Here is a 13,015-nt window from a genome sequence, read left to right on the forward strand (position 1 = left end):
TAAGGGATAAACTACTAAGTGAAAGTTAATCCAAGATTGGCTTTAATTGAGTGAATTTTTCAAATGTGTCGAAAAAATCTTGTTGCATTTGCGGATTCATATTACCAACTCTAGCCTTATAATGATCGGCATCTTCTACCATATAAGCCTTAGAGTTAACTTTATCACTTGGAATAACTCTTGTAGCACTCCAAGTATCAATATCTCCGTAAACATATAGGATTCCATTAGCATCATTATCCAACCAATTTTGAACCTTAATTAGAAGGCTATTGTCAAAACTATCCGTTGATGTACCTTCTGGCATATGAATAGCAGATGGGTTTTCTTTGAAAGAAACGTATTTTTTAAAAGGAGTAATATCGTATCCATAATATCCCATTTGACTTCCTGCTTGATAGTAGTGTGAAGCAAATTTTTTAATCATTGCATCTCCAAAAAAGTCAATATTACTGATTTTTAGAAAATCATCTGTTAATTGGTCAATGTTTTTGATGTTAGGTAAAGTAGCGCAATCATTTCCTCCTTGCCAAAAAGCAAAGTCATATTCTAATACAGCTAAATCATAAGCAGTATCTAAACCACCAATATAATCGAATTTTAATCGAGCTCCTTTAGCATACCAACGCAATTTTTCTATAATCTGTTTTTTATTCTCAAATAAAGCTGTTTGTACTTTTTGAATAGCTTCGCGACATTTCTTAGAACCAACGGTATCTAAAAAGGTATAGATTCTTTGGTCCTCTAGAGATTTATTAAATGGAGCAACATAAGGTACTGCTACATCTACGTCCTCTGGGTAGAAATATTTGTAAAAGATAGTAGTTTGACCTCCCTTACTGATTCCTGTTGAAATCCATTTACCTTTGTATAATTCTCTAAATAATTGATTTACCTGGTGAAGGTCAGCTGTGGCTTGCTCTAAAGTTAAGTATTCATAAGGAGTATCCTTAGGGGTAGAATCTCCAAAATAGCGGTGCTCTACACTAAGGTAGTTAGTTTGAAAATACTTAGGCAATTCAGTTTGTCCATGTGAAAGGGTATAACCATTGGTTTCCATCACTGTTGGACGATCAAATCCTCTATGTATATAATACACACTTTGATCAAAGTAACCTTTTGACTCATCATTATGGTCGATTGGTTGTCTTACTTTAAGTTTATACTTTAAAACAGAGTCATCCTCAGAATCCATCTGTGTAAAGGTTACATTCTTTAGGTTGTATAAAGCCTTTTCTACTTGTTTTTGGTCGGGATGTGCCCATATAGCAACAAAAAATAGTAAAAACAGGAAGGTGATAATGTTTTTTTTCATTTGAATAGGTTTGTTTAGGTCGGTTATATGTTATGTGAAATTTTATTTAAAATAAAATATGGGTCAAATATGATAAAACTTTTATTACAAACAAAGTCGTGTATATAAACATTTTATTTGTATATAGATGTTTTTTAGTGATTAAAATTCAATAGAATTGAAGGGTGAAGAAGAGATAAAGGCGTAGGTGGTTTTTAGAATCCTAGACGTAGGTTTGGAAATAAAATAGTTTTGTAGCAAAAAAAGCAAATAAAAGTACATTAGTTATTTGTTATTTCAATTTTAGTTGTAAATTTGCGGTCTGAAAAGTAAATAAATGTAACAAAAAAGTTATTGGACGTTTACACCTTTCTTGAAAAACAGAAAGCTTCGGGACGAAAAGTAACTCATAATTTAAAACAGATTTATCATGAAAAAAGGTATTCACCCAGAAAATTACAGATTAGTAGCGTTTAAAGATATGTCAAATGATGACGTATTCATCACAAAATCAACAGTAGATACAAAAGAAACTATCGAAGTTGATGGTGTAGAGTACCCAGTGTTTAAAATGGAGATTTCTCGTACATCTCACCCATTCTATACAGGTAAATCTAAACTTATCGATACTGCAGGACGTATTGATAAATTCAAAACTAAATATGCTAAATTCAAAAAATAATTTGAATTTTAAATTATACGAAAGAGCTTCTAATTTTATTAGAGGCTCTTTTTTTTTTGTCATATAGGTGGTACTTCTTACAACTTTAGTTAACTTTGATAAAATGTTATACTAAAGAACAAGTGCTATGAATTATATATTATTTGATGGGGACCTAAGGGATAATTTTTTACCTTTTACCTCTACTCGTCCCGTTGCAGATATGCGAATTGGTATATTAACTATTCGTGAAAAATGGGAGAAATACTTAGGTTATACAACTACTACTTTGACCCAAGAGTATTTGTCTTTAAAATACCCTATGGTAGAGCTTGAAAACAATGTAATGATCAACTCTTGTTTTCTTCCTACTCAAGCCTTAGTAGATAAGGTTAAAGCTCTTCAAGTTAATCAAGCTATCGTTTATAAGGACGATATTATTGCCTTTTTCACCCAAGATAATCAAGAGGAGGTAGATTTTGATTCCTATCAAATTATTCCATATGATGGAGCATTGGAAAAGCTGGAAAATAAATGGGATATTTTTCAGAAAAACCATTTAGCTATAGAGCAAGATTTTGCATTACTAACTGAAGGCGAAATATCAGAACCTATTTCCAAAACAGTTAATATTATTGGTCCTAGAGAAAATGTTTTCTTAGAGCAAGGAGCAATAGTGGAGTGTGTTACTTTAAATACAACACAAGGACCTATATACATTGGTCGAGATGCTGTGATTATGGAAGGATCTTTAATTAGAGGCCCTTTTGCACTTTGTCAGGGAGCCCAAGTAAAGATGGGAGCTAAAATATATGGAGCAACTACTATTGGACCGGAGTCTCGTGTAGGTGGAGAAATTAGCAATAGTGTCATCTTTGGTTACTCTAACAAAGGACATGATGGATTTTTAGGTAATGCAGTGCTTGGGGAGTGGTGTAATATCGGTGCCGACTCTAATAACTCCAATTTAAAGAATAACTATGCTAATGTGAAGGTATGGAATATGGCCCAGCAAAAGTATGAAGACACTAAGTTACAGTTTTGTGGCTTGTTAATGGGAGACCATAGTAAATGTGGAATCAATACCATGTTCAATACCGGAAGTGTAGTTGGGGTTAGTTGTAGTATTTATGGAGGAGGATTTCCTAAAACTTTTTTAAACAACTTCACATGGGGTGGTGTTGATCAAGAGGAGTTATATGACTTTAAAAAAGCAGTGCAAACCATGAAGGTGGTGATGCAAAGAAGAAATGTAGAGTTAACTCAACTTGACATAGATATCTTGGAATATATTTATGAGCAAACTAATTTAGAGCGCTATGAATTGTCTTTAAAGCAATCTGAATTATAACCAATATAGAACTTAAAAAAAGCTATTATCTTTAAAAGATAATAGCTTTTTTTTTAATAGTAATTTACTGTTTGCGGTTTACCGTAATTAAAATCAGGTAATTCCATATCGTATTTTCTACCATTGGCATAGAATATTGCTCTTTGAGAATCTGGCATAGTAGGGTAGTAAACTAAAGAAATTGCTATACTGCTAAAAACCAAATATTCATTACTTGCTACAAAGCCTATACTTAAACGAGAATATAATTTACCGTCCAAAAAGGCATGGTTTTTATATCCTACAAAAGCCCCTTCTATATTTACATAGGGACTAATATGAAACCCTTTCCAACTATAAGGCGCATAAGCTTGCCATTGATAGGACAGAGAAACTCTTCTTGCCGCTCTAATTTTGGAGGCGCGTATCCCGGCAATTACCTGTTCTAAACGCAATTGATCCTCCATGTGGTCATAGCGATTATAGCCCATTATAAAGCTAGGATTTATAAAGTGTCTAAATTTCCAATTACCACGAAAAAGTAATTTAGTAAAGTAGGTGACATCTAGGCGCAAGGCTCCTTGCTCTGATTTTTTTCCTAAAAAATAGCTTCCCCATTCTATATTAGTGGCTAAATAACCAAAATTGGTGTATTTTCCCATGGCAAATTTTGCTCCAAAATAACTTCTAGTTTTATGGAATTGGTTATTAAAACCACCTGTAATAGAGAAGATTTTCCCAACAGCTACATCTTCAATTCTATCATGAGTGAAGATAAAATGGTCTTGTATATAATTAATAGAGCTAATTCCAAGTGTTGCTAAATAGGTTTTAGAGTTGGAAAAATAGCCTATTGTATCATATTTTTGATCTGGTCTATCAATGTAATCTCTTTGGTAATAACGAACAGCAGCTCTTAAGTTAGTGATTACTGTGTTGTCTTTAACTCTTTGGTAAAGAGGGATAGAGCGTCCCACCCAAGCATCATATTGATTATATTTTCTAGCCTCAAAGCTATATTTATCATCTACACCAATTAAGGAGTCTCTAGAGAATCTTTGGGTGTAATTAAAACCTCCTGCCCATTTGGTGTAAGGAGAGTAGAAAGGACGGTCTACTAAGGCAAATTTTCGATAATTACCCCATACATCAGAGTCATATAATAATTCACTTCTTATAAAGGTTCTTTGAATATTATTGATTCTATAGTTGAAATAGTAACCTTGCTTATCTTGGTCGATACGCCTTCTGTATTGCATACTTAATTCATGACCTAAACCAGCAAAGTTCTTATCGGTAAGGCGAATTCGCATCGAGCTCGTAGAGATAGATCCACTTGGATAAATGGTCCAATAATCAAGCTCCCTTACCATAATATCGACTGAATCTGGGGAAGAAGTAGGAATAGGGTAAATAAGCACTCTTTTTACATAGCGTTGAGAACGGATTAAACGCTCACTTTCTTTAATCATTAAAGAATCAAAAGGCTTGCCTTTTTCAAATAGTAAAAAATTGCGGATCGTAAATTTTTTGGTTTTCAAATGTAGGCGATTTCCCAAGTTTTCTGCTTTAGTAGTGGGAACTTGTAGGGTATCTATTTCAGAAAATCCAAAAGGATCAAGGGTTACAATGTCTATATTTCGTATAATTTTCCCCTCTCCAAGAGCCAGATCTCTATCAAAACTAATAGTAGGAGCTTTTCCTTGACTAGAACTTTTACTCTTGACAAACATTCTTTTGATTAATTTACCTACTTGTGTCTTTGGTTGGTTTGTCACAATGGTATGATTATGAATAGTATCAGTAAGAAAATCAAAATCAGGGGTGTCACCTTGCATTTGGCTTCTTAGGGTATCTAGTTCTATGCTTTTTTGTGTAGATTGACTATAGGTTAAAAAGCAAAAGAAAAAGATAAGTAATAAAGAAAGTTTAAAATGCATGAGTGTGTATTATATTAAGCAACTGAAATATACAACTAAATTAGGTGTTTATTTCTAAATCTCTTAAATAGTCTTCGTATTCGTAAAAAAATAATTCAAAAGCTGCCATGTTTTTCTCAAAGAAATCGAAAATCTCAGGCCATGAATTTCTATTATTAATGGATATACCTGTTAATTCTACCCATATTCTTGAAATTAGTTTGCCATTTTCTAAATAGAACTCTCTTTCAAAAATAGCCTCTGGGATATAATCCTCGGTAAGGATTGTTTTTAAAGATTCCATTTTTTCAAAATAGATTTTTCTTTTCTCTGCATCTCTTGGTTCTATATCTAATAGAACAAAAGCTTTTTTGTTATCGCAATAAAATTTAAAGGCAAAATCTTTTATTTTAGTTTTGTGCAGTAGCCATTTTCTAGGATAAGCCTGGGCAAATTCTATCCAAAACTCTTTTTTAATTCTTTGTGCTTCTTCTTTGCTAAACATGGATATAAAGTTGTATTTTTAATTAAGTGAAATTATAATGTACAAACTTATGACATTTGATTCTTTTTTGCATAAGATCCCTGAAATTAAACGTCTAAAACCTCTGGGATTTCCCGCACAAGCTATAATGATGCCTGCAAACCGTCAAAAACTATCTTATATAGACGAACAGTTGCATAGAAATGCTAAGCAATCTGCTGTAATGATGTTATTGTATCCTAAAGATAAACAAATGTCTATCTTACTAATACAAAGAGCACTTTCTACAGGAGTACATTCTGGTCAAATCGGATTTCCTGGTGGAGCTATGGATAAAGAAGATAAGGATTTACAGTACACAGCATTAAGAGAAACTTATGAAGAAATAGGGGTACATCCCACTAGTATACAAGATATAAAAGCTTTCACAAAGCTGTATATTCCTGCTAGTAACTATATAGTACAGCCTTATTTAGGGGTCTTAACCCAATCTCCTAATATTGTATGTAATTATGATGAAGTTGCAGGGATTATAGAATTGCCAGTAAAGGATTTATTATCCCCTAGTATCATTCAACATGTAGGGCGTACAACAAGTTATGGAACCTATTTAGATGTGCCTGCTTTTGTATATAAGAATTCTATTATATGGGGTGCCACTGCTATGATGTTAAGTGAATTAAGAGAAGCCTTAAAAAGCCTTTATGGTTTAAGTTGATTGTATAGGTTTACCTAAATAGAGAATAAGGTTAGTTAAAGGTCTTCTATTAAAGGAATTAGCATATAAAGTGATAAATATTTATTAAACAATCGAATATAACTCTAGTAATGTAGTAAATTTGCTTTTTGTATTAATCTACATCTATTATGGGATTGTTTAAAAGAAATCCGTTTGGTCATTTGCTTTTTATAAAGCGTTGGATTATTAGGATATTCGGTTTTGCTACACATCAACGCTTTAGAGGCTTCAATGACTTACAAATTGAAGGATCGGAAATTCTTAGAAATTTACCCGATAAGAATGTTTTGTTTATATCCAATCACCAAACCTATTTTGCAGATGTTGTTGCTATGTTTCACGTTTTTAATGCTAGTTTAAAAGGTAGAAGCGACACCATTAAGAATGTGATGTACATTTGGAATCCTAAATTAAACATTTATTACGTAGCGGCTAAAGAGACGATGAACTCTGGTATCTTACCTAGGATCCTATCTTATGTAGGAGCTATTACTGTAGACCGTACATGGAGAAGTAAAGGAAAGGAATTAACAACGAAAAAAAAGGTAAATAAAGCTCAAGTAGAAAATATCAAAATTGCTCTGCAAGATGGATGGGTAATTACTTTTCCACAAGGGACAACCAAGAGTTTTAAGCCAATTCGAAAAGGGACAGCACATATAATTAAAGATTATAAACCTATTGTTGTACCTATTGTAATTGATGGATTTAGACGTTCTTTTGATAAAAAAGGACTTCATTTAAAGAAAAAAGGTATACTACAATCCTTTGTGGTAAAACCTCCATTGGATATCGACTATGAAAACGATACCATTGAACAAATTGTGGAAAAAGTAGAACTTGCAATAGAACAACACCCTTCTTTTTTGAAAGTTATACCACAAGAATTTTTGCAAGAAGAAAAGTTACTCAATGAAAAGAGAACATACGATTATATTGAAAATGAAAAAAAACATTAACCCCTAATTAGTGTTTTTTATCTTACCTTATACTAGCCAAGTAGATTTTATTTACTTGGCTTTTTTTTTATAAAAAGAACAATAGCTCCATTGTAGGACTACTTTAGCCTAGTTTTTTTTGTTTTAGGTTAGGTTACAACTTTAAAACAAGCCATTTTAGTTTATTAACGCAATAAATAATACTAACTTTACTTTTGTAATGGAAAACTTCTACTTCTTTAGAAGATAGCCTAGGTGTTTATATGGCTAAATAGAAAAGCAGTAAAGAAAATAATAGGAGTTAGGTATAGTATTTATAAGAAAATGAACGATAATCAAGCGCTATTAGAGCAAATTAAAGACCTTTATAATCAAATAGATTTTAACCTAATTGCCATAGGTTCTGAGCAAGAACAAGATCCCCAAGGCTATGTAAGAAACAAAGAATTATCTCACGAGATTATTGGCTTGATTCAACAAGTATTACAAAATGATGCATATAATAAAGAAGCTTTGTTTTGGAAGATAAAGATATATGACGGCCCAGTTTTATTTGATACTTCTATAATGTTAGAAACGGCTGATTTTATTATCGAGAACTTAAAAGAAGATTTAGAAGCTGTCTTACAAGCTTACCATTATCAGGCATGGATTTATGAGTACAAGTTACACTTACCTCAGAAAGCGATTCAAAGTCTAGAAGATCGCTTGATTGTATTATCCTTAGCTAAGGAAAACTATAGTTTGGTGGATCATAAATTTGCCGAAACCTATTATATGCTGGCTCTTTTGTATAAAGATATGGATAAGGTAGATAGCTCAATGGATTATTATTCCTTGTGTTTAGAACATTATCCAGACCATAACTTGGCTCTTTTTGAAGCTGGCCTTTTATACTTAGAACAAAGAAATTATCCAAAGGCATATGATTATTTGGAACGTTTTTGCACTTATTTCTCAGAAGATCGCAATGTGGAGATTGGTAGAGAATTAGAAAAACATTTTCATAAGGGGGATTTAGATCTAAGTGTAGATTTAATTGGTTTATTATACCGTATAGAAATAAGAAATTATAAAGATTTTAGGGCAGTCACTAGTAAACAAATTTCCAATCGTTTTTCAAAATGGTTGAAAATGGATGCTAAAACGAGTTCTGAGGCTGTTTTGCGTATGCAAATAGAGCACTTTATCTCCTGTGAAAAAAACTATCCAAAACTCTGGAATCTTTTAGAGATCTATTTTCAAAATCATCCTGTGATTCAAAATGAGTATTACTTTTACTATTTTGAAACTTGCCTTGCCTTAGAGATTACGCCAAAGCACTTTAGCTTTCAGTTAGATGGTTTTTCAGGATGTATGCTAGCTCTGGCTTTTATAGAAAGGGCAGAATATTTTTTGAATAATGACCAAAGGGATTTAGCCTTATCTTACTTTAAAGAAACCCTGAAAATATCCCAATATACTTTAGAAGTGATTCACACTTATTTTGAATTTGGTACAGGAAGTAAAGTAAGTAATAATAAAAAGGGTTATTCTTGGGTATGTAATGCTTTTGGAACTTGTGTTTATAATATTGCTTTATTAGAAGAACAAACAAATAAAGAAGATCCTATTTTTAATAAAGCCGTTGAGATGCACAAAAAAGGATTTGAGCTTGAACCCCTAAGAGAAAATCTTCACAACGGGTTTTTGTTGAGTTCTTTTATAGGCGATATGGTCTCTTGTGAGTGGTTCTTAAGAGAATTATTAGACTATTATCCTTTCTTTACTTTAGAATGGTTAAGAGTACAGTCTAGTATTGTAAATTGCTATATTGAAATGGATAACCAAGAAAAAGTACTTAGTCATTTCGAGCTTCTTACAAAAGACTTCTTAAACCAAGAGATACAAGACCAAGATCTTGTAGAGCAAATGATTTATATAGCAGCGGAGGTCTTTTCTTATATAAGGTATCAAAAGCACCAATATGAACTGTGTATTACACTGACTAATAATTTTTTCGAGCACGCTACTTTTTTAGAAAATGCACCTATTGTGGGGAAAGTAAATTATTGGTTTTCTCTTGGATGGAGTTATCATGGCTTAAAGAAGGAAGTATTAGCACTACAATACTTTACTTTAATTCGAGAGAACTTTTCCGATAACCCTCATTATGCTTCTACGATAGAGGATATACCTAAAGAGTACGTAGTGGGAGTTACGGAAAGACAAGCAATGCATCGATTAAAAGATTGGATGGATCACAAGGAAGTACATCAGCAGAAAGAATATAGTCTTTTTGACCAGCGAATAGACCATAGTCTTTATTTGGAGCACAGTTTAGAATTAGTTTTAAGGGATTGGAAACAACCTTTAAGTATGTGGATAGATGATCAAATGCATATTAGTGTATCGCCAAAGCATTTAGCAAGTGAACAAACCAATAGTGGTTATCAAACTTATATCTCTGTCTATTTGAATGATCAGCAGATTACTATTCAGTTTCTTATTGAAGAAATTTCCTATAATAAGAAGAGCTTTTTTGGTTTGCTTAACTCTCCTGGATGGCATAAAAGTTTTAACGTGTGGATTTATCACCATAAAAATAATGAAATACAAGCTAGCCATTTTACTAGTTTTAAGGATAGTAATACACAAATACAACAAACAGTTCAAAAGATTTGGAATACTTGGCTTACTAAAAGTATTATTTAGTAATAAAAGCAAGAATGTTTTGAAACATTAATTAAGAAATGTAGAGGTGTAAGTATCTTGTTTTTAACTTTTTATAGATTTTTTTAGGGCGAAATGTACTTTTTTCAGTTTTATTTTAGAAATAATTGTGACTTTTTGTGAATTATTAGGTCTTAATAGAGAAGTAATTTTCAAAAGGTGCATATTGTGCGATTTAAGTAGAAAATAATGGTTCATTTTATTAGGACTTGTGGCAAGCGTTTTTTATATATGCAGAGGAATATCTCTTTAATATTTACTTGTGTTAAATGATTTTAAGATTTTTTATTCCTTTTATATACCTATAACTGCTTTGTATCTGTTAATGTAGTGAAAAATCATTTAAAAAACATAGTGTTTTTGGCAAATGATTTGTATTAATTACTTAATATGTCTAAAAAAAATAGAAAAGAGTTATCTTCTTTATTTAAAGATTTGCTTTTTTATAAATCGAATTTAACAAATCGTCAATTGCGTACTTTTTAAAATATAAATAATAATTTTGTACAACTTTAGAAAAACATCTCACTATATAAGTTTCTTAGTGTAATGTTTGTCCCCACTTTAAAGTGTTTTATTGATTTATAATACTCTCCTTTTGAAAAAGATAGGAGTAAAAAAGTGTGTTCTAAAGTGAGTTTAAAAAACCTTACTTACCATGAATGCGATTAATTATTTAAAAACAAGACAACAAAATCACAAGGGTTTCCCCTTGTTACTTTGTATTGTAATTTTGAGCTGTAGCTTACAATGTGTTTTAAGTTTATTGCACAGCTCTATTACTGTTATTTACTTAGCAGCTCCAGTAGTGTATCTTTACTCTGAATCTGTTATTAAATCTAAAAGACTACCTAATATTCTGGTTTTAGTCCATTTATTAGGGGCTGTTGTTCTTATTACAGCCCAGTTCTTCTATCATCAACTAATTTTTTTACTTGTTCAGATTTGTTATTTAATGGCTTATTGCTTTTTGATTTCTGCTAATAGTCTACTAGTTAATAAGGATACTAATAAAAAATCCCAAGTTAACCTGATTATTATTTACAGTAATTTTATGGGAGCTTTCGCTATTGTGCAAGGACTTTACTTTTTGTTGTATTATTTTGAGGTCCCACATGTAATAGAGAATTCTTTTATGAGTTTTAGTCTTTCTTTGATTTGTCTGTTATTTTTGGTTATTACTTCCTACTACATGGATAAAATTACTTTAGTAAATTCTTTAGAAAAAGGAGTTGTAGGAAAAGAGCCTAATTGGCAAACAGCCCAGAAAAAGGTTGAATTATCTCCTGAAGCATCCGTTATTCTTGCTTTTCTACAAACCAATAAGCAAGTTTTGCACCCTAGTTTTAACTTAGAAGATTTAGCTTTTTTCGTTCAATTAACCAAAATGCAAGTCTATGAGGTTATTCACAAAGAGTTGGCCATTAACTTTAGTCAACTAGTGGCAAAGTACCGCATTGATTATGCTAAGGTACTATTGCAAGAGAATCAAAATTTAACCATCGAGGCAATCATGGAGGAATCCGGATTTAACTCTAAGAGTACATTTAATAAGTATTTTAAATTATTTGTTGGACTGACCCCTTCGGTATATAGAAGTAATGCTTTAGTAATATAATGTAGTATGATGGAAAACTATATTTTTATAATTATTCTAAGCTTAACGATTATTTTCAGTTCTATATCGTATTTTATTAATAGCTATTTAGTTCGTTCTAGCTTCGCACAAAAAGCTTTAAAACACTTTTTAATTTTCTTCATCGTTGACAGTTGTTTTTTAATAATAAGTAAAGTGTTTTTTAAGTCAATTGTTTTCGTTGGACTTGGTGCGCCTTTTATTATTTACTATGGTCCTTTCTTTTTTTATTTTATAACGGGCTTATGTAAAGACACTCAAGGGTGTGATCCTACCAATAATAGGATACGTTATCACTTTATCTTGCCAGTATTAATAAGTGTTTTATACTTAGGCGCACTTTTCTTTGTAAATAGTTTAAGTGTGAAGTTTTTAGTATACTATTATTTGTGGCTATATCTTCTAACAGGTTTCTTATTGATTGGTTACGGTATATATGGGTATGTGTTTTTAATGCAAGCTACTTTTAAAATTAAATTTAGATTGTTTTTATTGGGAATCATATGGTTTATGCTTTTTATGGCTATTATTATTATAGGTATTGGGGTATATAATGCAATTCCTAATAATGATATGGATAAGGTGATTTATGGCATGTTATTATTATCCTTCTTAATTTTTAATTATTGTCGTAAAAGGATCAGTATTCCTTCTTCCAAAGAAGAGCAAAGTGAAATAAAACAAGTAAAAGATTATCAGAGCAAAGCAAGTGACAATGTAGTTAACACTCTGCAAGAGAGTTCAGCGGAGACTCAAGTAGCTACAAAATATATTAAAAGCCAACTTTCTCAGGAATACCTTCAAGCTTGTCAAAGCAAAATTGAATATTATACCATCGAGAAGCAATATTATAAACAAGTGGATTTTAATGTAGATATGCTACGTTCTTTATCAGGTATTCCAAAATACCACATTGCTCAAGCCTTTAGTGTATTGTATGGAATGAACTTCAATAGTTTTGTAAATGAGAAGCGAATAGAGTATGCCCTTTTGATCATGGACCAGGAAAACTACAATATTCCTATCTCAGAGTTAACTGAGCGATGTGGATTTAATTCAAGGACTTCCTTTTTTAGAGCATTTAAAAAGCAAACGAATCTATCTCCTTCCCAATATATGGATGAACAAAGGTCTTCACACTATAAATCTTAGTAGTATTTTATTAATAGATTAAAATAGGTTTTTCTATTGTTTTGTGCTATAAATGTCACTAAACATACAAATGGTACCTAAATATGGTTTCAGTTTCTAGGAAAAGACGTGCAGACTAAAGATTTGCACCTTGATTTTAACATGTCAATA

Annotated in this window: 10 protein-coding genes; 7 read left to right on the forward strand and 3 right to left on the reverse strand. The window is 31.6% G+C overall.

Annotated elements, in window-relative coordinates; all coding sequences use genetic code 11:
- Nucleotides 1-25: 25 nt before the first annotated feature.
- Complete coding sequence (locus tag ACYSNM_RS09110) at nt 26-1,315, reverse strand: S28 family serine protease (RefSeq protein ID WP_461756609.1); 1,290 nt, start codon at nt 1,313-1,315, stop codon at nt 26-28.
- Nucleotides 1,316-1,724: 409 nt separating this feature from the next.
- On the opposite strand from ACYSNM_RS09110, the gene ACYSNM_RS09115 reads away from it, so the two are divergent.
- Nucleotides 1,725-1,976 carry a type B 50S ribosomal protein L31 gene (locus ACYSNM_RS09115; RefSeq protein ID WP_155035842.1) on the forward strand — a complete coding sequence of 84 codons (252 nt, stop codon included), beginning with the start codon at nt 1,725-1,727 and terminating at the stop codon, nt 1,974-1,976.
- 127 nt (nt 1,977-2,103) lie between these two features.
- Nucleotides 2,104-3,306 (forward strand): GlmU family protein, encoded by a 1,203-nt coding sequence (locus ACYSNM_RS09120; RefSeq protein ID WP_461756610.1) that lies wholly within the window; start codon nt 2,104-2,106, stop codon nt 3,304-3,306.
- Nucleotides 3,307-3,359: 53 nt separating this feature from the next.
- On the opposite strand, the gene ACYSNM_RS09125 is transcribed toward ACYSNM_RS09120, so the two are convergent.
- A complete protein-coding gene (locus ACYSNM_RS09125) occupies nt 3,360-5,225 on the reverse strand; it encodes a hypothetical protein (RefSeq protein WP_461756611.1) in 1,866 nt (621 codons plus the stop codon).
- 40 nt (nt 5,226-5,265) lie between these two features.
- Nucleotides 5,266-5,709 carry a DUF4268 domain-containing protein gene (locus ACYSNM_RS09130; RefSeq protein ID WP_461756612.1) on the reverse strand — a complete coding sequence of 148 codons (444 nt, stop codon included), beginning with the start codon at nt 5,707-5,709 and terminating at the stop codon, nt 5,266-5,268.
- A 49-nt stretch (nt 5,710-5,758) separates the two neighbouring features.
- On the opposite strand from ACYSNM_RS09130, the gene ACYSNM_RS09135 reads away from it, so the two are divergent.
- From ACYSNM_RS09135 to ACYSNM_RS09155, 5 genes are all read left to right on the forward strand, one after another.
- The gene (locus ACYSNM_RS09135) at nt 5,759-6,406 is read left to right on the forward strand and encodes an NUDIX hydrolase (protein WP_461756613.1); all 648 of its coding nucleotides are present in this window, start codon (nt 5,759-5,761) and stop codon (nt 6,404-6,406) included.
- 149 nt (nt 6,407-6,555) lie between these two features.
- Entirely contained in the window at nt 6,556-7,386 is an 831-nt protein-coding gene (locus ACYSNM_RS09140) for a lysophospholipid acyltransferase family protein (RefSeq protein ID WP_461756614.1), read from the forward strand.
- A gap of 303 nt (nt 7,387-7,689) precedes the next feature.
- Nucleotides 7,690-10,059, forward strand: coding sequence for a tetratricopeptide repeat protein (locus ACYSNM_RS09145; protein WP_461756615.1), 2,370 nt, complete (start codon nt 7,690-7,692; stop codon nt 10,057-10,059).
- Between the two features lie 676 nt (nt 10,060-10,735).
- On the forward strand, nt 10,736-11,695 hold the full coding sequence (locus ACYSNM_RS09150) for an AraC family transcriptional regulator (protein ID WP_461756616.1): 960 nt from the start codon (nt 10,736-10,738) through the stop codon (nt 11,693-11,695).
- 174 nt (nt 11,696-11,869) lie between these two features.
- Nucleotides 11,870-12,865 (forward strand): helix-turn-helix domain-containing protein, encoded by a 996-nt coding sequence (locus ACYSNM_RS09155; RefSeq protein ID WP_461756617.1) that lies wholly within the window; start codon nt 11,870-11,872, stop codon nt 12,863-12,865.
- Nucleotides 12,866-13,015: the final 150 nt, after the last annotated feature.

The sequence above is a fragment of the Myroides sp. LJL116 genome, assembly GCF_054871685.1.

Coding starts and splice junctions, on each gene's coding strand:
- ACYSNM_RS09110 (WP_461756609.1), bottom strand. CDS start 1,315: ATGAAAAAAAACATTATCACCTTCCTGTTTTTACTATTTTTTGTTGCT.
- ACYSNM_RS09115 (WP_155035842.1), top strand. CDS start 1,725: ATGAAAAAAGGTATTCACCCAGAAAATTACAGATTAGTAGCGTTTAAA.
- ACYSNM_RS09120 (WP_461756610.1), top strand. CDS start 2,104: ATGAATTATATATTATTTGATGGGGACCTAAGGGATAATTTTTTACCT.
- ACYSNM_RS09125 (WP_461756611.1), bottom strand. CDS start 5,225: ATGCATTTTAAACTTTCTTTATTACTTATCTTTTTCTTTTGCTTTTTA.
- ACYSNM_RS09130 (WP_461756612.1), bottom strand. CDS start 5,709: ATGTTTAGCAAAGAAGAAGCACAAAGAATTAAAAAAGAGTTTTGGATA.
- ACYSNM_RS09135 (WP_461756613.1), top strand. CDS start 5,759: ATGACATTTGATTCTTTTTTGCATAAGATCCCTGAAATTAAACGTCTA.
- ACYSNM_RS09140 (WP_461756614.1), top strand. CDS start 6,556: ATGGGATTGTTTAAAAGAAATCCGTTTGGTCATTTGCTTTTTATAAAG.
- ACYSNM_RS09145 (WP_461756615.1), top strand. CDS start 7,690: ATGAACGATAATCAAGCGCTATTAGAGCAAATTAAAGACCTTTATAAT.
- ACYSNM_RS09150 (WP_461756616.1), top strand. CDS start 10,736: ATGAATGCGATTAATTATTTAAAAACAAGACAACAAAATCACAAGGGT.